Source organism: Psychroflexus salinarum (assembly GCF_042677225.1).
Lineage (GTDB): Bacteria > Bacteroidota > Bacteroidia > Flavobacteriales > Flavobacteriaceae > Psychroflexus > Psychroflexus salinarum.
Genome location: NZ_JBHTIV010000002.1, coordinates 223,530 through 245,336, shown reverse-complemented (window position 1 = coordinate 245,336; position 21,807 = coordinate 223,530). Strand labels below are relative to the sequence as shown.

Annotated in this window: 20 protein-coding genes; 10 read left to right on the top strand and 10 right to left on the bottom strand. The window is 34.1% G+C overall.

The features are described 5' to 3' along the window. Positions 1-99 precede the first annotated feature (99 nt). From recF to ACFQ0R_RS01090, 5 genes are all read left to right on the top strand, one after another. A complete protein-coding gene (gene recF / locus ACFQ0R_RS01110; RefSeq protein ID WP_379656526.1) occupies positions 100-1,194 on the top strand; it encodes a DNA replication/repair protein RecF in 1,095 nt (364 codons plus the stop codon). Next, entirely contained in the window at positions 1,184-1,609 is a 426-nt protein-coding gene (locus ACFQ0R_RS01105; protein WP_379656525.1) for a hypothetical protein, read from the top strand. Before recF ends, ACFQ0R_RS01105 begins: the two co-directional genes overlap by 11 nt. Beyond that, a complete protein-coding gene (locus tag ACFQ0R_RS01100; RefSeq protein ID WP_379656524.1) occupies positions 1,599-1,898 on the top strand; it encodes a DUF721 domain-containing protein in 300 nt (99 codons plus the stop codon). Before ACFQ0R_RS01105 ends, ACFQ0R_RS01100 begins: the two co-directional genes overlap by 11 nt. A gap of 5 nt (positions 1,899-1,903) precedes the next feature. Continuing rightward, on the top strand, positions 1,904-3,115 hold the full coding sequence (locus tag ACFQ0R_RS01095) for a bifunctional alpha/beta hydrolase/OsmC family protein (protein ID WP_379656523.1): 1,212 nt from the start codon (positions 1,904-1,906) through the stop codon (positions 3,113-3,115). Positions 3,116-3,196: 81 nt separating this feature from the next. Continuing rightward, positions 3,197-4,006, top strand: coding sequence for a hypothetical protein (locus tag ACFQ0R_RS01090; protein WP_379656522.1), 810 nt, complete (start codon positions 3,197-3,199; stop codon positions 4,004-4,006). Between the two features lie 75 nt (positions 4,007-4,081). On the opposite strand, the gene ACFQ0R_RS01085 is transcribed toward ACFQ0R_RS01090, so the two are convergent. The 4 genes from ACFQ0R_RS01085 to galE are packed head-to-tail and all read right to left on the bottom strand — an operon-like array spanning position 4,082 to position 8,620. Then, a complete protein-coding gene (locus tag ACFQ0R_RS01085; RefSeq protein WP_379656521.1) occupies positions 4,082-4,498 on the bottom strand; it encodes a hypothetical protein in 417 nt (138 codons plus the stop codon). Positions 4,499-4,545: 47 nt separating this feature from the next. After that, complete coding sequence (hutH, locus tag ACFQ0R_RS01080; protein WP_379656520.1) at positions 4,546-6,036, bottom strand: histidine ammonia-lyase; 1,491 nt, start codon at positions 6,034-6,036, stop codon at positions 4,546-4,548. A 38-nt stretch (positions 6,037-6,074) separates the two neighbouring features. Then, complete coding sequence (locus ACFQ0R_RS01075) at positions 6,075-7,583, bottom strand: NAD(P)H-hydrate dehydratase (RefSeq protein WP_379656519.1); 1,509 nt, start codon at positions 7,581-7,583, stop codon at positions 6,075-6,077. Between the two features lie 17 nt (positions 7,584-7,600). Beyond that, positions 7,601-8,620 carry a UDP-glucose 4-epimerase GalE gene (gene galE, locus ACFQ0R_RS01070; RefSeq protein ID WP_379656518.1) on the bottom strand — a complete coding sequence of 340 codons (1,020 nt, stop codon included), beginning with the start codon at positions 8,618-8,620 and terminating at the stop codon, positions 7,601-7,603. A gap of 84 nt (positions 8,621-8,704) precedes the next feature. Between galE and ACFQ0R_RS01065 the strand changes: the two genes are divergently transcribed. Beyond that, the gene (locus ACFQ0R_RS01065; protein ID WP_379656517.1) at positions 8,705-8,995 is read left to right on the top strand and encodes a DUF3817 domain-containing protein; all 291 of its coding nucleotides are present in this window, start codon (positions 8,705-8,707) and stop codon (positions 8,993-8,995) included. Here the strand turns inward: ACFQ0R_RS01065 and ACFQ0R_RS01060 are convergent, their stop codons facing one another. From ACFQ0R_RS01060 to ACFQ0R_RS01050, 3 genes are all read right to left on the bottom strand, one after another. Beyond that, positions 8,996-9,388, bottom strand: a complete 393-nt coding sequence (locus ACFQ0R_RS01060; protein ID WP_379656516.1) for an acyl-CoA thioesterase — start codon at positions 9,386-9,388, stop codon at positions 8,996-8,998. Between the two features lie 22 nt (positions 9,389-9,410). Next, entirely contained in the window at positions 9,411-9,830 is a 420-nt protein-coding gene (locus ACFQ0R_RS01055; RefSeq protein WP_379656515.1) for an NUDIX domain-containing protein, read from the bottom strand. A gap of 277 nt (positions 9,831-10,107) precedes the next feature. Beyond that, positions 10,108-10,701, bottom strand: coding sequence for a fasciclin domain-containing protein (locus ACFQ0R_RS01050; RefSeq protein ID WP_379656514.1), 594 nt, complete (start codon positions 10,699-10,701; stop codon positions 10,108-10,110). Between the two features lie 226 nt (positions 10,702-10,927). On the opposite strand from ACFQ0R_RS01050, the gene ACFQ0R_RS01045 reads away from it, so the two are divergent. From ACFQ0R_RS01045 to ACFQ0R_RS01030, 4 genes are read left to right on the top strand one after another with little or no spacing between them, the layout of a single operon-like run. Continuing rightward, a complete protein-coding gene (locus ACFQ0R_RS01045) occupies positions 10,928-11,425 on the top strand; it encodes a GbsR/MarR family transcriptional regulator (protein ID WP_379656513.1) in 498 nt (165 codons plus the stop codon). Then, a complete protein-coding gene (locus ACFQ0R_RS01040; RefSeq protein WP_379656512.1) occupies positions 11,415-12,533 on the top strand; it encodes an efflux RND transporter periplasmic adaptor subunit in 1,119 nt (372 codons plus the stop codon). The genes ACFQ0R_RS01045 and ACFQ0R_RS01040 overlap by 11 nt, the downstream gene beginning before the upstream one ends. Positions 12,534-12,538: 5 nt before the next feature. Beyond that, positions 12,539-15,697 (top strand): efflux RND transporter permease subunit, encoded by a 3,159-nt coding sequence (locus ACFQ0R_RS01035; protein ID WP_379656511.1) that lies wholly within the window; start codon positions 12,539-12,541, stop codon positions 15,695-15,697. A gap of 3 nt (positions 15,698-15,700) precedes the next feature. Further along, positions 15,701-17,095, top strand: a complete 1,395-nt coding sequence (locus ACFQ0R_RS01030) for an efflux transporter outer membrane subunit (protein WP_379656510.1) — start codon at positions 15,701-15,703, stop codon at positions 17,093-17,095. Between the two features lie 70 nt (positions 17,096-17,165). Here the strand turns inward: ACFQ0R_RS01030 and ACFQ0R_RS01025 are convergent, their stop codons facing one another. The 3 genes from ACFQ0R_RS01025 to ACFQ0R_RS01015 form a co-directional block, all read right to left on the bottom strand. Beyond that, positions 17,166-18,425 (bottom strand): aminotransferase class I/II-fold pyridoxal phosphate-dependent enzyme, encoded by a 1,260-nt coding sequence (locus ACFQ0R_RS01025; protein ID WP_379656509.1) that lies wholly within the window; start codon positions 18,423-18,425, stop codon positions 17,166-17,168. Positions 18,426-18,463: 38 nt separating this feature from the next. Continuing rightward, complete coding sequence (locus ACFQ0R_RS01020; protein ID WP_379656508.1) at positions 18,464-19,528, bottom strand: PLP-dependent cysteine synthase family protein; 1,065 nt, start codon at positions 19,526-19,528, stop codon at positions 18,464-18,466. Between the two features lie 74 nt (positions 19,529-19,602). Continuing rightward, positions 19,603-21,738 (bottom strand): S9 family peptidase, encoded by a 2,136-nt coding sequence (locus ACFQ0R_RS01015; RefSeq protein WP_379656507.1) that lies wholly within the window; start codon positions 21,736-21,738, stop codon positions 19,603-19,605. Positions 21,739-21,807 lie beyond the last annotated feature (69 nt).

Sequence of the window (21,807 nt, the reverse complement as noted above, 5' to 3'; positions counted from 1 at the left end):
ACAATACACTATTTATTTGATATTTTTACATTTCGACTTCTATTGAAATCAGAAGTAAAATACCAGCATTTACAGCAAAAAGTAAATTGAATTAATCACATGATTTTAAATAAACTGACACTTATCAATTATAAGAATTTTGAACAACTGACTTTAGAGTTCGATTCTAAAATAAATTGCTTTGTCGGTAAAAATGGAATCGGAAAGACCAATATTCTTGATGCCATTTATCACCTTGCATTTGGAAAAAGTTATTTCAACCCTATTACAAGTCAGAATGTGAAGCACGGTGAAGAGTTTTTTATGCTGGAGGCAGATTTTATAAATGAAGGAAAATCTGAGAAAATAATCACTTCGTTCAAAAAAGGGCAACGTAAATTAATCAAAAGAAATGGAAAAGATTATGAGAAATTAAGTGATCATATCGGAACCATCCCTCTTGTCATTATCTCTCCTACAGACCGTGATCTTATTCTTGAAGGTAGTGAAACCCGAAGAAAATTCATGGATGGTGTGATCTCACAAGGAGACAAATTATATCTGGATACTTTATTGAGTTACAATAAAATCCTTTCGCAACGCAATGCCTTACTAAAATATTTTGCTGCTAACAGAACTTATGACGAAACAAGTCTTGAGGTTTATGATGACCAAATCATTGAACTCGGACAACTTATTTTTGAAAAGCGACGTGAATTTATAGAAGAATTCAAACCTATTCTTCAAAAAAGGTATCAGGAAATAAGCAGTTCCAGAGAAAACATCAGTTTAACCTATAGAAGTCAGTTTAATGATGAAGAGTCATTTAAATCGATTTTAAAATCAGGTATAAAAACCGATTTACAGCGTCAGTTTTCTAATTATGGTTCACATAAGGATGATTTGGTTTTCAAAATAAAATCACATTCTGTAAAGAAGTTTGGATCTCAGGGTCAGCAAAAATCTTATTTGATTGCATTAAAGTTTGCGCAATATGATTTTTTAAAATCTCATTATGGTGTTAAACCAATTTTACTCATGGATGATATTTTTGATAAACTTGATGAAGATCGGGTTTCCCAAATCGTAAAAATGGTGACTAATGCTGAACTTGGGCAAATGTGCATCAGTGATACGCACCCAGAACGTACGGAAGAAGTTGTGAAGAAAAATGCGACTCAATATAAAATGATAAATCTAGAACATGAAGTTTAATTATTTACTGATTAGTTTTGTAATACTAGTTTCCTGCAACTCAAAGCCTGACTTTAAAGAAGTTTCAAAACTTAATGGGTTTTGGGAAATTGAAAAAGCAGAGACGCCTTATGGAGATAAGTCCTATGAAATGAATCAAATGGTGGATTATTTTCAAATTGAAGATTCTATTGGATTCAGAAAAAAAATGCAACCAAATTTACTTGGGAATTATCAATCTTCTCAAAACAGAGAGTACTTCACGATAGAAGATTATGAGGATAGTTTGGTGTTAGTTTATAAAAATGAATATGACACCTGGTCTGAAACTTTGCTGAGCATTGAAGAAGATAAGTTTGTGGTGAAAAACAAACAAAACTTTATTTACACCTATAAAAGACACAACCCCAAAACTATAGACTTAGATGAAAAATAAAAGAGCAAATGAAGAGCAGTCTATGAAAGATTTGATGGAAATCTTTAAAAACAAGCACAGGTTAAATCCTGGTTTGAATAAGGTGGATGTTGAAAATGCATGGATGACTCAACTTGGACCAGCGATCAAAAATTACACGAACGAGATCAAATTCAAAAATAATATACTCACCGTTCATTTGTCTTCTTCAACATTAAGGGAAGAGTTGAGTTATGGTAAGGAGAAAATTATCAAAACACTCAACGAAAGTCTGGGTCGGGAGCTTATTTCAAAACTAATTTTAAGATAGTTAGCATGGGACTCAAAGTAGTAAAGTTTAATAATAAAAATGGAGATCAACTTGTTGGTCGATTACAATTTCCAGAAACGCAGCATCCAAAAGCTTATGCGATTTTTGCCCACTGTTTCACCTGTGGTAAAAACCTAAAAGTAATAAGAGAAATATCTTCTGCATTAACAGAACTTGGAATAGCAGTCTTAAGATTTGATTTTACTGGTCTAGGGCAAAGCGAAGGTGAATTTGAAGACACCAATTTTTCTCATGATATAGAGGATTTGCTTGAAGCTTCTAAATTTCTTGCGAAAGAATATAAAGCTCCAAGCTTGATCATTGGTCATTCACTTGGCGGCACAGCAGCTTTGTATGCTGCCAAAAAATTGGATAATATTAAGGCTATTGCAACCATAGCAAGTCCTTCTCAACCTTCTCATGTTCAGAATTTGATAAAGGATAGTGTTGACACTATTACAAAAAATGATGAAGCCCTTGTAAATATTGGAGGAAAAGACTTTAATATTAAAAAGCATTTTTTAGAGGTTTTAAAAACAATGGATACAAAATCATTTTTAGGTGATTTAAAGAAGCCTTTTTTAATTATGCACTCGCCACAAGATCAAATTGTGGATATCAAAAATGCAGAAGAACTCTATAAATGGGCTCATCATCCCAAAAGCTTTATCAGTTTGGATAAAGCGGATCATCTTCTGAATGAAAATATTGATGCATCTTACATTGGGAATCTTATTGGGCACTGGGCTTCCAACTGCCTGGATCTTAGTAAAAAAGAGAATCCTGCGATGTCTTCAGATAGTCAGTCAGCAGCATTTCTAAAGGATGAAGATAAATTTACAACACATCTTAAAGTTGGAGATTTTAGTTTAATAGGAGATGAACCGGAAGATCACGATGGAAATAACTTTGGTCCAGCTCCATACGATTTCCTTACAGCAGGACTTGCTGAATGTACTGCGATGACTCTTCATGTCTATGCTCGACACAAAAAATGGGAACTTGAAGAAGTGTACGTCCATGTGGATCATGAGAAAAGAAAAGTTGAAAATGAAAACGGAAAAACTACACAAAAAGACTTTTTCTACAAAAAAGTAGAAATCAAAGGAAACCTAGACGAATCACAAATTAAGCGTTTATATGAAATTGGAGATAGATGTCCTGTGCACAAAACTTTAGAATCCGATATAGATATTTCATCAGAATTAGTAAACTAAAAGTAATGTTAAGTTAATGCTTAAATTTTAGCAAACTCAGTATTTAGGCTACATTTACAATTAAATTTAAATCAAATAATCATGAAAAAAATAGGTTTATTAACTTTTGCACTCAGTTTACTCCTTGCGGTAGGATGTAACGAGGGGAAGAAAAAAGATAAAGAAGAAGACAAAAAAGAAGCTGTTGGTGTAACTGATACACTTGTAACTATTACTCCATTAATGGAGGAATCTCCAGAATATTCAGAAGCTACCTTAACCCACCCAGGTGGTGATGTTATTGAAGTACCTGCAGGCTCTGTAGATTTTGACTTTAAGGTTGAAAACTACGAACTTGGAGTTCAAACAGAAAACGCAGGTGAAAACGGCCTAGCAAATTCAGGAAATGGTCAACATATACATTTCATTTTAGACAATGGCCCTTATTCAGCTCACTATGAAAGTGAATTCTCAAAAGACATCGAAGAAGGAGAACATGTTTTACTAGCATTCCTATCCAGATCTTATCATGAGGCTGTAAAAAACCCAAGTTCTTTTGTGGTGAAAAAAATCGTAGCTGGTAATCCATCTGAAGATCAAAAAATGGATATCGATTTTTCCGGAGAACATTTATTCTACAGCAGACCAAAAGGAACTTACAAAGGAAAAGATACAGAAAAAGTTCTTCTTGATTTTTTCTTGGTAGGAACTGAAATCAGTGAAAATGGGAATAAGGTGAAAGTAGTGGTAAATAATAACGAAGAGTATTTAATTAATGAATGGGTTCCTCATGTTATTGAAAATATGCCACTGGGTGAAAATAAAATTCAAATCACTTTAGTTGATGAGGATTTAAAGCCAATACCAGGTCCATTTAATTCTACTACAAGAACTATTACTTTAGAAAAATAAATTACTTTTTAAAGGTATAAAAAAACCATCTGCCTCAGGCAGATGGTTTTTTTATACTTAAATTTTTAATTTCAGCTAAAAATTATCAGAAGTCACAATTACAAATGTGCCAGGCTCATTATTACTTGACGTATTTTCAGCTGTTATGATAATTCGTTTAGGTTCAAAAGCTGTTGTGGTACTTAAGGACCCTTTTCTTGTACTAGAAAACAGACTCGAAGACATATTTATTTTTCCGATATTTTTAGTTCCTCTTGCAGTTTCGATCCAAACCACATACATTTCTTTTGGAGGGTCTAAGCGATCTGGAGAAGTCAAATTTTCAGCCTTAAGGTCTATTTTGTAATTATCATTACCGTCCTTTTTTACTTTGGCGGTAATATCTGCGCCTGGAGCAACTTGGGAAACAGGAAAGTTTACCTTAGTAGCACATGCGGTAATAAATATTAATAATAACATCGATAATGGTAAAGCAATTTTTTTAATCATCATATTTGAATTTAATTTCTTACAAAAATAAGTTAATAAACAATGCAATATTAAATTTTATAACTTCTTAAAAAAGAAATTGATTTTTGAATTTCTGTAGCCATCACTTTATCATCTTTTACAAACGGAACTAATTTCCGAAACTCTTTTAAAATATATTCAATAGCATCTGAACTTCTAAGAGGAAGTCTAAAATATATGGCTTGTGAAGCATTGAATAGTTCTATCGCCAAAACACGTTCTACATTATCAACAATTCTCGAGAGCTTAGTCACTGCATTTGCACCCATACTCACATGATCTTCCTGACCATTGGAAGACACAATAGAATCTACACTTGCTGGTGTGCACAACTGTTTGTTTTGACTTACAATACTTGCTGCAGTGTATTGAGGTATCATAAAACCACTATGAAGTCCTGGCGAACTTACTAAAAATGTTGGTAAGCCACGGAGACCTGAAACCAACTGATAAATTCTACGCTCAGAGATATTACCTATTTCACTTACTGCAATAGCCATCACATCTGCTGAAATAGCTAAGGGTTGACCATGAAAATTCCCTCCAGATATTATTTTATCTTCATCTGAAAAAATATTAGGATTATCGGTCACACTATTTATTTCCGTTAGCAAAGTTTGTTCAACATAACGGAGCGCATCTCTTGTAGCTCCGTGAACCTGAGGCACACATCGAAAAGAGTAAGGATCCTGTACGTTTTGTTTTTGGACTCCTCCTATCTCACTCCCTTCGAGTAGCTTGAGAATTGTTTTTGCTGTTTCTATTTGACCTCTATGTGGTCGCACTTTATGAACCAAACTATCAAAAGGAGATAAATTACAATCGAAAGCGTCTATTGAAATAGCTGCGATTGTATCTGCCCATTTCATCAGTCGTTTAGTCTTTAAAACATTTCTAAGCAAATGAGCGCTCATAAATTGAGTTCCATTCAACAATGCCAAACCTTCTTTAGATTGAAGTACCAAGGGCTCCCAGCCAAATTTTTCTTTCAGAACAGAAGATTTTTCAACTTTTTGATCTATTAAAACTTCTCCTTTTCCAATAAGGGGTAAAGCCAAGTGTGCAAGAGGTGCTAAATCTCCAGAAGCCCCCAATGAACCTAGTTCATAAATCACAGGAAAAATTCCTCTGTTATAAAAATCGATTAATCTTTCAACCAACTCAATAGAAACTCCAGAATAACCGTAGCTTAAAGATTGTATTTTTAGTAATAACATCAATTTCACAACCGACTCCTCTACCCTATCTCCAGTTCCGCAAGCATGTGACATTACAAGATTCTCTTGTAAAAAGGTAAGTTTATCTTCGTCAATTTTAATATTACACAAAGATCCAAACCCTGTATTTACCCCATAAATAGGATTTTTACTTTCCTTTTGTTTCTGGTCAAGATAAGCTCTGGATTTATTGATTTTGCAAGTAGCTTCTTCGCTTAGGGCTAATTTATAATTGTCGTCAATTAAAGTTTGTATTTGTGAAAAGCCAAGTACTGTAGAATCTATATAATGGATTTGTGACATTTAATAATCTTTTTTCAAATATAATATTTAAGAATTGTTCAATCCTTAAGTTTGGAAAAAGAATAACCTAAATGATTAGTAATGTCTGAAGCAATCAAGCTTTCTTGGGAGGTTTCTTTAGCAGCCAAATCTCCAGCCATACCATGTAAAAACATCCCGATTGTAGCTGCATTCAGACTTGAATAACCTTGAGCTAGCAATCCAGTAACCAAACCAGTCAAAACATCACCACTACCCGCAGTAGCCATCCCTGAATTTCCTGTTGAATTCACAAAAACCTTATTTTTGTAGACACAAAGACTGAAAGCATCTTTTCCTAGAATGATTACGTCATGTTTTGTTGAGAAATTTTTAATTTTTTCTAACTTTTCAAAATCGTCTTTCCAGCTTCCAATTAATCTTCTTAACTCTCCCGGATGTGGTGTCAATATAGATTTCTTCGGAATTTGCCGCTGCAAAGCTTTATGCTCTGCAATAAGATTTAGAGCATCGGCATCAATTACTAGTGGTTGTTTGGAGTTTTCTAACCAGTTGCTCAAAGCTTTTAAGGCATCTTTAGATGTTCCAATACCTACACCGATTCCAATCGCATCTGCATTGAAATCGAGCTTTTTATAGCTAATAAATTCTTCAGATGTATTTTCTATAATCATAGCTTCTGGCAAATGTTGAATCAAAGCAGAATATCCTCGACTTGGCATCAACACACTTGTTTTACCCACACCAGAACGCATGCAAGACTTGGAAGAAAGAATGACACTGCCTAACATAAGACGACTGCCACCAATCAAAACAGCGTGACCATAGGTTCCTTTATGTGAAAATCTAGATCTTAGCTGATAAAGTGTTTTCGTGAAATTTAGGTCTACGAAAGTAAATTCAGATGAAATTTCACTTAAGCGTTTCTGGCTTAAACCAATGTCTATAATTTTAACTTCTCCAATAAAATCAGAATAATCAGGTAAATAAAATGAAAGTTTTGGAGTCTGGAAAGTAAGAGTTAAATCTGATTTGAAAACTTGCTCATCTTCATTTATGGATTTATCCATGTACATTCCACTAGGGATATCTATAGCAATAGTTTTAAAAGAATGCTTATTGACAGATTTTATTAATTTTTGAACAAATTCTGGCATTGGTCTATTCAGACCTACACCAAAAATGGAATCTATAATAATGTCGTTAGAGTTAAAACTAGGAACCTTTGAGTCTTCATCAATATCTTCAATCTTGCATTTTGATTGATTTTTCAGTCTTACAAGATTTTTTTGATTATCATCAGATCGCGAAGATGTAAAGTTGACAAGGTAGACTTCTACATCAAAACCGTCCCGAGCTAAAAAGTAAGCTATGGCCAATCCATCGCCACCATTATTGCCTGGACCAGCAAGAACTTTAATCATCTGTGAAGTTGACTCTAAACTACTACTAATTTCTTCGTAAGCCAATCCAGCGGCTCGCTCCATTAATTCCCATGAACTTATGCGCTGTTCCTTACAACTAAAGCTGTCCAAATCTGCTAATTGTGAAGCACTTAAAATTTTCATGATAAAAAATTAATGAATTATGACTTATCCTGACTTTTTTCCCATTCCCAAGCGTCTTTCAAAGCTTGTCCTAAACTTCTTTTAGCTTTCCAGCCCAAGGTTTTGTTGGCTTTTTGGGTATCTGCATAAGCAGCAACCACATCCCCAGGTCTTCTATCCACAATTTTGTACTTTAAATTTTCTCCGGAAGCACTTTCAAAAGCCTTTATGACATCTAAGACTGATGAACCAATTCCCGTCCCTACATTAAAAACCTCGAAATTTTCCTTGCTTTTAGAACTCATGATTCTTTCTAAAGCCACCACATGAGCTTCTGCCAAATCCATAACATGAATATAATCTCGTATACAAGTTCCATCTTCGGTAGGATAATTATCTCCGAAAACAGATAATTCTTTGCGTTTTCCAATTGCCGTTTGTGTAATAAAAGGAACTAAATTTTGTGGTGTTCCTAAAGGCAACTCGCCAATTTCTGCGGTAGGATGTGCACCTATGGGATTAAAATATCTAAGTGAGATCGCCTTCAGTTTATCGTTTGCTTTACATGTATCAGTTATAATTTCTTCACCGATTTGTTTTGTATTTCCATAAGGAGACATCGCTTTCTTTACTGGAGCCCCCTCAGAAATAGGTAGGTCTTCAGCTTCACCGTAAACGGTACATGAAGAACTAAAAATGATATTTTGCTCTGGTAATTTCACAAGATTCTGTAGCAAATATGTAAGAGCTGCGATATTATTTTCGTAATAGAGTAGCGGATTTTCAACACTTTCTCCTACAGCTTTCGAAGCTGCAAAATGAATGACACCAGACACATCCTGATGTTTTACAAAAAATTCTTTTAAACCAAGTTTATCTCTTAAATCCAGCTTCTCGAATTCTGGAGTTTTAAATGAAATACTAGTGATTCCCTCAAGCACTTTTAAAGAAGAGTTTGAAAGATTATCTATTATTATCACTTCATATCCTTTTTTTTGCAACGCAATGACTGTATGAGATCCTATAAAGCCAAGACCTCCAGTAACAAGTATTTTCATTTAATAAATTTGTTAAATTTTAATTCCAAGTTACAAAAATATAAGATTAATGCCATGTAAACCTTATTTTTGACCAAAAAAGACATGTCGAAGAATGATACTTCAATAAAAGCCTTCAGATGGATAAGCATCCTTGAGGCCATTTCATTTCTGTTATTACTTTTTATAGCTATGCCCTTAAAATACATTTGGGAAATGCCCGAATATGTAAGAATTGTAGGGATGGCTCATGGTATCCTTTTTATACTTTATCTTATTGGTGGATATTGGATGTTTGAAAAATTAAACTGGTCTGTAAAAGTTTTATTTATTGTGTTCTTAAGTTCGATTTTACCTTTTGGTCCATTTGTAGTAGAACGCAAGTATTTGCCTTAATTACTCCTTAATCAATCTGTCTTTAACAAATTCAACTTTAGTTTTCCCATGTGGTTTGGACTTGCCATCTTCATCTAGACTTACCATTATAATTTTATCAACAACAATTATAGTTTTCCTTGTCATTTTATTTCTGACTTCACATTTCAATGTAAGAGAAGCGGTACCAAATTTTACGACTTCAATCCCAATTTCTACAATATCACCTTGTTGAGCTGAACTTTTAAAATCAATTTCACTCATATATTTGGTAACGGTCTTTTGATTTTCCAGTTGAATAATTGAATACAAAGCAGCCTCCTCGTCTATCCACGCTAAGAGTTTACCTCCAAATAAGGTCCCGTTTGGATTTAAATCTTCTGGTTTTATCCATTTTCTTGTATGAAATCTCATAATTTTTTAAATTTTAAATTTACTATGCGTTTTGAGCATCTTTAATAATTTTAAGATGATCGAAAGCTAATTTAGGTAAATTTTGAATATTGAACCATTTAGCTTCATCGGCATCATCATCACCTTTTACTTCAATTCTATTTTCGATTTCAGCTACAAATGCAAAAGTAATTGTCCTACTTCTAGGGTCACGATTTGGTTTATCATAGAAGCTTAAAAATCTAAATTGATCTAAACTCAAATCTAAATTTGTCTCCTCTTTTAATTCACGTTGACAAGCATTAATAACTAGTTCATCAGCATCTATAAAACCACCTGGCAATGCCCAATGATTTTTAAATGGATCCCTTTTTCTTTTGATGAGTAACAGAAATCTTTCCTGTTCTTCCTTAAAGAAGATAACGGCATCAACTGTAACTGAAATAGATTGAAGTTTGGACATCTTTAAATTTATTTTAAAATTAAGAATTACCTGTGACTTCGTCAACAGCCGAAGTGATAAGAGTTTTTATTTATTTAAATAAAAAAATATAATTACCTGCCTATTCAATTCACAACCACATTAGAACTAAGTTTATATTCAAAAAAGTGATTACAAATTATCAGGTTTAGCATCAAATTAAATTCAAATGATTCCAATTAGGCCTAAATCTCAACATTCTGCATAAAAAAACCCTTCATCACTGAAGGGTTTTCAAACTTTTTAAAATGTGCTTTCCTTATGATTTTGGCATCACAACAGCATCAATAGCATGGATAACTCCGTTAGAAGCATCAACATCAGTCATTACAACGGTAGTCTTATTACCGTTAGCATCTGTTAAAATGACATTTTCTCCCTCTAATGTTGCAGTTAATTCTTCACCTTGTACGGTTGGAATTGTAAAACTTCCACTGTTGTCTTTGATAGCACTTACAACATCTGCTGCCATAAATTCACCAGAAACAACATGGTAAGTTAAAATGCCAGTCAGTTTTTCTTTATTCTCTGTTTCTAATAAAGATGACAATGTGCCTTCTGGTAATTTTCCAAAAGCATCATTGGTAGGTGCAAAGACTGTAAAAGGACCATCACTACTTAATGTCTCAACTAAACCTGCAGCTTTTACAGCAGTTACTAGAGTACTAAAATCATCATTTCCAGATGCAATGTCTACTATGGTCTGTTGGTCTGACTTAGCTTCCTCAGAAGATGGTTCAGCTTCCATAGTTGTTTCTTCCATTTCTGTTTCTTTTTCTTTGCTTTCGTTATTCTTGCATGAAGAAAATGCAATCAGGGCAATTACACTTAAACTTAAAATTATTTTTTTCATAGTTATACTTTTTTAGTTGTTCAAAACTATCTTAAAAAGATTAAACAATAATAATCTTTACTATAATTTTTTGTTAATACTATTAATCTAATAACAAACAATAAGGAAATAAATTTATTAATTTTTATAATAGACATTCCTTAAGTAAAAATTAAAAGTCATGTCATTAACATTAATTTATGTGGTTTTGGTTCGCTTGTAACCGAACTAAAATTACATTTGTTTCATGAAACAAAAAAACGACTCTGTTCCCACTTCAACTCACAATCTCATAGAGGAATTGAGCTCACACTTTGTAAACGAACGCGATCTACCTCCATTAGCTGCAAAAATCTATTCTTCTATCATTTTATCAAAAGCTGAATCCCTCACTTTTGAAGAAATTATTGAAATAACTGGAGCTAGTAAAAGCTCTGTTTCCAACCAGTTAAACTTTTTAATTGAAGAAAACCGTTTGGATTTTATATATAAAGATGACAAGAGAAAGCGCTATTTTAAAACTAAGCGTGATTATCTGTGTAATACTCTTGAATCCCATTTAGAAAAAATTCAGAAGGAAATTAAGATGCTTTCCAAAGTTATTAAATATAAAGATGACCAAGATTTCAATAAAAAACTTGTCGCTATTTTCAAAAATCATCTTGAAAGTGAGAAAGAAAACATTCTTGACACAATAAATAACCTTAAACAAACAAGTCATAACTTAGATCAACATGAAAAATAAATTAGTTTGCCTGCTTGTCTTAACAGTAATATTGTTAAGCTCCTGTCAAAATCAAGGTCAACAACAAGCACCACCTCCTCCAGAACTTCCTATTATAAAAGCAGAAACGATGGATGTAACTACTTATTCTGAATATCCAACTCAGCTAGAAGGAATCGTCAGCAGTGAAATAAGAGCTAAAGTTTCAGGATACATTACAAATGTTTTGGTTGAAGAAGGTGCGGCTGTTAAAAAAGGTGAAGTTTTATTTGAACTTGAAACCAGAAGCCTGAGTGGAGATGCCTCTGCAGCAAGAGCAAGAGTCAATGCAGCTCAGATTGAAGTTGAGAAGTTAAAACCTCTGGTTGAAAAAAACATTGTTAGCCAGAACCAGTTAGAAACAGCTAAAGCTCAACTTGAAACAGCTAAAAGTAATCTTAATAGTATCAATGCGAATGTAAGTTACGCAAGTATACAAAGTCCGGTTGATGGCTTTGTAGGAACTATAAATTACAGAGATGGTGCTTTAATAAATCCTTCAGACATGCTTCCATTGACCAGAGTAGTTAAAACGAACAAAGTTTTTTCTTACTTCTCTGTTAATGAGAAAGATTACTTGAATATGCTCACAAAATTTAATCAAAATTTGAAAGAAAAGGAAGATTTAATTTCTTCATTTCCTGAAGTGATTTTGATTATGTCCAACGGGCAGGAATATCAAAATAAAGGTAAAATCACAAGTATTTCTAGTCAAGTCAACCGACAAACTGGTACTGTAAGATTCCGTGCTACTTTTGATAATTCCAATTCATTACTAAAAGACGGGCTTACAGGAAAAATTAAAATACCTATTTATACTGAAGATGCCATTGTCATTCCAAGAATATCTACATTTTCTCGGCAGGGTAAAGAATTTGTTTTCAAACTTAACGAATCAGATTCTACAGTCACAGAAAAAGCGATTGAAGTGGTAAGGGCAGATCCTTATTTTGTGATAAAATCTGGAGTAAATAAAGGTGAAAAAATAGTTGGCAGAGGTGTCAATAAAATTAAAAACAATGACAAAATAAAACCTGTATCATCAACAATGGATTCGATTGTAAATTCATTTGATAAAGTTTTTAAATAGAAATCATGCTAAAAACATTTATAGAAAGACCCGTTTTATCTACAGTTGTTTCCATCATAATTGTAATGTTGGGACTTCTTGGAATACAGGAATTACCAGTAACTCAATATCCTGATATTGCACCACCAACAGTACAAGTCACCACAAGTTTTCCAGGAGCCAATGCTGAAACCATCTTGGAAAGTGTCATAATTCCTATTGAAGAGCAAATCAATGGTGTGGAAGGTATGACTTACATTACTTCTTCAGCAAGTAATGATGGTAGTGCAACTATTACAGTATTTTTTGAACAGGAATATGACCCAGATATTGCTGCCGTAAACGTTCAAAATAGAGTTGCCAGAGCAAATTCAGTATTACCTGACGAAGTATTAAGAAGTGGTGTTATTACAGCCAAGCAACAGAATTCAGCATTACTTTATGCTGCAATTTATTCTACCAATGAAGATTATTCAGATACTTATGTTCAAAATTATCTAAACATAAATATCAAACCAGAATTACAGCGAATTAATGGTGTTGCAAATGTTTCTGTATTCGGAGGTAAGGATTATTCCATGCGAGTCTGGTTAGATCCAGATAAAATGGCGAATTACAATATTAATTCAGCTGAAGTCATTGCGGCTATAAGAGAGCAAAGTCAAGAAGCTGCGGCGGGATCTGTAGGACAAAATGCTGGAAAAGCCTTTGAATATGTGATTACCTATAGAGGTAGACTCAAAACTTCTGAAGAGTATGGAAATATTATTTTAAAAACATTTGATAATAATCAATTTCTTAGATTAAAAGATGTAGCCAAAGTAGAGCTTGAAGCTTTCTCTTATAACTCATTATCAAGAAGTAAAGGCTATCCGGGTGTTAACTTTGGTATTTTCCAGACACCCGGATCCAATGCACAGGAGATAATTGAAAGGATCTATGACAAAATGGATGATCTCGAAAAGAACTTTCCTGAAGGTGTAGAATATCTTGTCAATTACGATACAAACGAATTTCTGACTGCTTCTATAGACAAAGTCCAGACAACTCTTATTGAAGCTTTTTTACTTGTTTTCTTGGTGGTTTTTCTCTTTTTACAAGATTTGAAATCAACTTTAATACCAGCTATCGCCGTTCCAGTTTCGATTATTGGAACCTTTTTCTTTCTGAATTTATTTGGGTATTCTATCAACCTTTTAACACTTTTTGCACTTCTCCTTGCTATTGGAATTGTGGTCGATGATGCGATTGTTGTAGTTGAAGCTATATATGCTAAACTTGAAGAGGGTGCAGAAAGTGCCAAAGAAGCATCTATCTCTGCAATGAGTGAAATCAGTGGCGCTATTGTTTCTATAACACTCGTTATGGCTGCTGTATTTATTCCAATTACATTCATAAAGGGACCTGCAGGCGTGTTTTATGAACAGTTTGGTGTCACATTAATAGTCGCCATATTTATTTCTGCTATAAATGCCTTGACTTTAAGCCCGGCTTTATGTGCTTTATTTCTAAAACCACCAAAAGAACAAAAAGATAAACCCAATTTATTACAACGTTTTTACAACGCTTTCAATGCTGGTTTTAATGCAATAAGAAGTAAATATGTAAATTCATTAAAGTTTTTGGTAAGACAGAAATGGGTCACACTACTTATTCTGGCAGTTGCAGGTGTGGCTATTTATTTTGCTAATGAATTAACACCAAAAGGTTTTGTGCCCACAGAAGATAGAGGAGTTGTATTTATGAATATGGAGCTACCTGTCGGCGCTTCTCTGGATAGAACTTTTAAAGCTACAGAGGAAGTATACGATAGAATACAAAATATAGAAGGTATTAGAACTGCATCTTTGATTACAGGCAGAAACTTTTTCTCTGGAGCTGGTAGTTCTTACGCTCAAGGATTCATCATTCTTGATAATTGGGAAAAAAGGACATCTGATGCAACACAAATCAACTCAATAGTAGGAAAACTAAATCAAGTTACTTCTACCATTCCAGATGCCCAAATTCAATTTTTCACTCCTCCCAGCGTTCCAGGTTATGGAGCTGCAGACGGTTTTGAAATGCAACTTCTGGATAAATCTTCTGGTTCATTAAATGAGTTGGATAATACAGCAGAAAAATTTGTAGGGGGGTTATTTCAAGAACCAAGCATAGCTTTTGCCAACAGTTCATTTAGTACAGACTTTCCACAATATGATTTGAATTTAAATGTGCCTAAAATTAAGGCAAGCGGTTTATCTGTAAACGATGTTTTATCGACAATGCAATCGTATTTAGGTGGATTTTTTGTATCCAATTTCTCTAGATTTGGTAAACAATATAGAGTGTTTGTTCAAGCATTACCTAAAGACCGTGAAGATAAAGAAAGCCTAAACAGTATTTTCGTGAGGTTACCCTCTGGTGAGAATTCACCAGTCTCAGAATTTGTTGAGTTAGAAAGAGTTTACGGTCCTCAGGTGATAAACAGATTTAATCTTTATAACGCAGTAACTATTAATGGATCCACAAATCCAGGGTTTAGTTCTGGTGATGCTATACAATCTATCCGTGATGTAGCAGATCAACAGTTGGGTAATGATTATGATATAGCCTTTTCAGGAATCACTAGAGAAGAAATCGCAGCTAGCGGCCAATCTATAATTATTTTTGCTTTAAGTATTTTATTTGTCTACTTCTTTCTTGCTGCGCAATACGAAAGTTATATGCTTCCATTTGCTGTTATATTTTCATTACCAATTGGAGTAGCCGGAGCTTTTTGGAGTACTAATCTTGCTGGACTGGAAAATAACATTTATTTCCAAATAGCACTAATTATGTTAGTTGGTTTACTTGCTAAGAACGCCATTTTAATTGTAGAATTTGCTATACAGCGGCGAAACGAAGGTATGAGCATCTACGATGCAGCACTTGATGGAGCCAAAGTAAGATTAAGACCCATTCTAATGACATCGTTTGCTTTTATCTTAGGACTTCTTCCTCTGGTATTAGCTACTGGTGTTGGAGCAAAAGGAAATAATTCTATTGGCACAGGAGCGGCTGGAGGCTTACTTGTAGGAACTGTTATCGGAGTTTTTGTTATTCCAGTTCTCTTTGTTGTTTTTCAATGGTTACAGGAAAAAGTAAGTCCTTCAAGTAGGGCGAGAGTCAAAAAATCTCAAACTAATTTAAAAGAATCTGAATAGATCATGAAATATATTATTAAATCCATTTTCGTAGTCGTCTGTATATCTTCTCTGCAATCCTGCTTTGTAGCTAAGGATTATGAACGACCAGAAGAAGAAATAGACCCAATCAATTATAGAACAGATCAGCTATCTAGTGATTCTATTCCTATTTCAAAAGTGAGCTGGAAGCAAATGTTTACAGACACCATTCTTCAAAATCATATTGATGAAGCTCTTGAAAACAATCAGGATATTAGAATTGCATTACAACAAATAAACGCTGCAAATGCTTACTACAAACAAGGTAAAGCTGGATATTATCCAACCGTAGATTTAAATGGTAGTTTTACACATCAGGAACTAGCACCAAATTCACAGTTTGGAAGCTTTTTCTCTTCTATTGATCAGTATGAGCTCAATGCAAGTTTATCCTGGGAAGCAGATATCTGGGGTAAAATCAGAAGCAATAAAAGAGCTGCTCAAGCTAGATTTATGCAAACTCAAGCAGCACATAAAGCAGTTAAGACTGATTTAATTTCTAGAATCGCTTCAGGATATTATCAAATATTAGCTTTAGATGAGCAGATAAAAATTACTGAACAAACATTAGAAAGCCGTAAAAAGAGTCTTGAGACTAGTGCTGCGCTTAAGGAGGCAGGAAATCTAACCTCTGTAGCTGTAAATCAAACTGAAGCTCAGGTTTATGCAGCTGAAGCTCTTTTACTAGATCTGAGAAATAACATTAAGCTTTTAGAAAATACACTTTCTATATTGAAAGGTGAATCCCCACAAAACTTTAAGCGAAGTGAATTTTCTACCCAACAGATTAACCAGGACCTTACTACGGGAATAGCATCAGATCTTCTAGAAAATAGACCAGATGTGATTGCAGCAGAATATCAGTTAATTAATGCGTTCGAATTAACCAATGCTGCAGAAAGTAGATTTTACCCTTCCATCACAATTTCAGCAACTGGAGGGTTTCAAAGTTTAGAACCTGCAGATTTCATTTCAACGAATTCTTTGTTTCTGACTTTGATAGGAGGGTTAACTCAACCTATATTCAATAGGCGACAAATAAGAACCGAGTATGAAGTTGCTTTAAGTGAAAAGGAACAAGCTCTGCTTAACTTTGAAAGAACGCTACTTACAGCAAGTAAAGAAGTTTCTGATGCATTACTCAATTTTCAAAATGCCAGTCAAAGAGTCGAAATAAAAACCAAAGAGTATGAAGCCTACAAAAGAGCTTTATCTGATTCTAAAGAATTGCTTAACAATGGTTTAGCCAATTATCTTGAAGTTCTTAATGCTCAGGAAAATGCTTTAAACACAGAGCTTGAAGTCATTCAAATAAAGTTTGATAAATTCAGTGCTGTAGTTGAATTATATAGAAGTCTTGGTGGCGGATGGCAGTAATTGGAGACTATTGAAAACAAAAAGGCCGAGCAATTGCTCGGCCTTTTTGTTTTCAATACTTTAAAAGTATTTATTCTCCCATCTTTTCCATCAAAGCCTGAGAAAGTTTTTTGTATGTACCATTTTCTAGACGTTCTCTTATAGCTGAAAAAGCTTTCAGAGTCAAATCTATATCTTCCATGGTATGGGTAGCAGTTGGAATCATTCTCAATAGAATTAAACCTTTTGGAATGACTGGATAGACCACAATAGAGCAGAATACACCATGGTTTTCCCTTAAATCCTTAACCAAAGCCATAGCTTCTGGAATACTTCCTTTTAAGTAAACTGGAGTCACACAACTCGTGGTTGTACCAATATCGAATCCATTTTCTTTAAGACCGTTTTGAAGAGCGTTGACATTATCCCAAAGTTTATCCTTAAACTCTGTAGACCTTTTCAATAGCTCCAATCGTTTCAAAGCACCTTCTACAAGTGACATTTGCAATGATTTTGCAAACATCTGTGATCTTAAGTTATATTTTAAATAATCGATAATTTCTTTGTCAGCTGCTATAAAAGCACCAGTACTAGCCATAGACTTTGCAAAAGTTGCAAAATAGACATCGATCTGATCTTGAACACCTTGTTCCTCTCCTGCTCCAGCACCCGTTTTACCAAGTGTACCGAAACCGTGAGCATCATCAACAAGCAATCTAAAGTTGTACTTTTTCTTAAGCTCAACAATTTCTTTTAGCTTTCCTTGCTCTCCTCTCATTCCGAAGACACCTTCAGAAATAAAAAGAACTCCACCTCCAGTTTGTTCAGCAATTTTTTCAGCTCTGGCCAGGTTCAATTCAATACTGTCTAAATCATTGTGCTTATAAGTAAAACGTTTACCCAAGTGCAAACGAACTCCGTCAATGATACATGCGTGAGCATCTACATCATAAACTATAACATCATCTTTACCAACTAAAGCATCAATTGTAGATAAAATTCCTTGATAACCAAAGTTAAGTACGTAAGCTGCTTCTTTGCTAACGAATTCAGCTAATTCATTTTGCAGTTGTTCGTGAAGATCAGTATGACCACTCATCATTCTTGCTCCCATAGGATATGCACTTCCCCACTTCTTCACTGCTTCTTCATCTGCTTTCCTTACTTCAGGATGATTTGCTAAGCCTAAATAATCGTTGATACTCCAGGTTATAACTTCACGTCCCTGAAATTTCATTCGGTTACTTATTTGTCCTTCCAGTTTAGGAAAAACAAAATACCCTTCAGCTTGATCTGCCCATTTACCAAGCGGACCCTTATCTCTATAAATTTTTGAAAATAAATCTTTCATTTTAATATGTTTTGTGTTGCAAACTTACCCAATATCAATTAGTTGATATTTGTGATATGGGCTTTTTTCAAATTGCTTTTGTTTTGTTCATCTTCTAATCCAGGATAATTTGTAAATCCTTGTTCTTTCATCCAATCATCAGAAAAAACTTTACTCATATATCTAGAGCCATGATCAGGAAAAATAGCTACAACCTTACTTTTAGAATCAAATTCTCCTTCGCTATCCAACTGTTTTATTCCCTGCATAACAGCACCGCTTGTATAACCAACAAACATACCTTCTGCTCTAGCGATGTCGCGAGCCATATAAGCGCTTTCTTCATCACTAACCTTTGTGAATTTATCTATACTATTAAAGTCTGTAGCTGTAGGAATCAAATTTTTCCCTAAACCTTCTATTTTGTATGGATATATTTCAGTCTTATCCAGTTTTCCAGTTTCATGATATTTCTGAAGAACTGAACCAAAAGCATCAATTCCTAATATTCTAATATTTGGATTCTTTTCTTTAAGAAATCTCGCAGTTCCAGATATAGTTCCACCTGTACCACTACAAGCTACCAAATGAGTAATTTTTCCTTCAGTTTGAGCCCAAATTTCGGGGCCAGTTGTCAAATAATGAGCATCAATATTTAAATCGTTAAAATATTGATTGATATAAATCGAACCAGGAGTTTCTTCATGAATACGTTTAGCAACTTCGTAATAAGATCTGGGATCTTCTGGAGCTACATTGGATGGACAAACAGTTACTTCTGCTCCCATAGTTCTAAGCAGAGAAATTTTATCCTTAGAAGATTTTGAACTTACAGCAAGAATGCATTTATATCCCTTAATTGCAGCTACCATAGCAATACTAAAACCAGTATTTCCAGAAGTAGTCTCTATAATTGTATCGCCAGGCTTAAGATCACCATTTTGTTCAGCTTTTTCAATTATGTAATGAGCAATTCTGTCTTTAGAAGATAACCCAGGGTTTTGAGCTTCATACTTAGCTAAAAATTCTCCCTGAAAATCTTGAGTTATATTTTTTAATCTAATTAAAGGTGTACAGCCTACCATTGATAATAAGCTATCGTGAACATTCAAATTTTTATGCATAAAGCCAACGTCTTTTCACGTAAGTAGTGTCTATTAAATAAATAACAGGGGGCTAAATTACGATTTTTTTTGGATTACTCTGATATTTGCTCTAAATCAAAAATAAATACGTAGTCTTTTGCTAACTCTTTCAGTGCTTCAAAACGTCCTGAAGCTCCACCGTGGCCAGCATCCATATTAGTCTCAAAAAATAATTTGTTGTCATCAGTTTTGAGTTCTCTCAATTTAGCTACCCACTTTGCCGGTTCCCAATATTGAACCTGAGAATCGTAAAGACCTGTAGTCACCAATAAATTGGGATATGCCTTTGCTTCAACATTATCGTATGGAGAATAGGTTTTAATATAGTCGTAGTATTCTTTTTCATTAGGATTTCCCCATTCATCATATTCACCAGTTGTTAGCGGAATTGATTCGTCTAACATGGTTGTCACTACATCCACAAAAGGAACAGCAGCAATAACTCCATTATAAAGCTCTGGAGCCATATTTATAACCGCACCCATCAATAGGCCTCCTGCACTTCCACCCATAGCATAAAGATGGTCTGGAGATGTATATTTTTGGTCTATTAAATATTTAGAAACGTCAATAAAATCAGTAAATGTATTTTTCTTCTGAAGTAATTTTCCTTTTTCATACCAATCTCTTCCGAGATATTCTCCACCTCTTACATGAGCAATAGCGTAAATAAACCCTCTATCTAATAAAGATAATCTTGTTGATGAAAAATAAGGGTCCATCGTAGCCCCATAGCTTCCATAACCATACTGTAAGAGTGGATTTTTACCGTTTCGTTTTATTCCTTTCTTATAAACTAAAGATACAGGCACTTCTGTCCCGTCCTCTGCAGTTGCCCAAATTCTTTCTGAAATGTAATTATTCTTATCAAAGTCAGGATCTTGAACTTCTTGCTCTTTGAGAACAGTTTCAGTTTTATCAACCATATCAAATTCGATCACAGAAGCTGGATTTGTGAGTGAATTGTATGAGTATCTTAATTTATCAGTATCAAAATCTACGTTGGTCGTCGTTTTTGCGGTATAGGTCTCACTAGTAAATGGAAGGTAATAATCTTGTGTTTCATCCCAACTTTGGACGTGAATTCTTGTTAAACCATTATATCGCTCACTAGTTACCAAAAAGTTATTGAAAATATCTATTCCTTCCAACAGGACATTTTCTCTGTGAGCAATCATCTCCTCCCAATTAGATTCTGAAGTTGCATCAACAGAAGTTTTCATCAATTTGAAATTCTGCGCATCGTCTTTATTGGTCAGGATATAAAATGAGTCTTTATAATGAGCGAGGTCATGTTCTAGTCCTCTTCTTCGTTCAGAAAATAATTTAAACTCTTCATTTGGTTTATCAGCATCCAAAATCCGATATTCGTCGGACATAGTGCTTGAAGAACCTATTATAATGTAATTTTTGGATTTAGTTTTATACACATAAGTATTAAAGGTTTCATCTTTTTCTTCAAAAACCATCACATCATTTTCCGGAGAATCTCCCAATTTATGCTTAAAAATTTGGTTGGATCTAAGTGTTTGCTCGTCTTTCCTTGTATAAAATAATGTTTTATTATCATTGGCCCAGGTAGAACCTCCAGTCGTAGTTTCTATTTTTTCTGGTAGAATTTCACCAGTTTTTAAGTTTTTAACTTGAATAGTATATTTTCTTCTGCTTACAGTATCTATTCCAAACGACGCATAGGTATTGTCTGGACTTACGGCCAATCCCCCAAGATTGAAATAAGCATGACCTTCTGCCATTGCATTGCAGTCAAACATTATTTCCTCTTTAGCGTCCATACTTCCTTTCCTGCGTGAGTAAATAGGATAATCTTTTCCTTTTTCATACCTCACCTGATACCAATACCCGTTGAGTTTGTAAGGAACTGAAGAATCATCTTCTTTGATTCTCGATTTCATTTCCTCGAACAATTCATTTTGAAATTCCTTAGTATGAGATGTTGACTCTTCGTAATATTCATTTTCAGCATTGAGATAGGCTATTACATCTGGATTTTCTTTATCGTTCATCCAGTAATAGTTATCTACTCTGTCTTCGTTATGTATAGAAAGTGTCTTAGGTTTTTTTTCAGCTACAGGTAGCTTAGCATCAGTATTTATCATCTTCGTATTTTCATTTTTACAAGAAGCTGCAAATATAATGCTTAAGGCAAGAATAGGGATTAATTGTTTCATAAGACTAGATTTAATTTCTGCTGAATTACTTTTATTTCAGCCACACAATATAGTAATTTTGCAAATCAA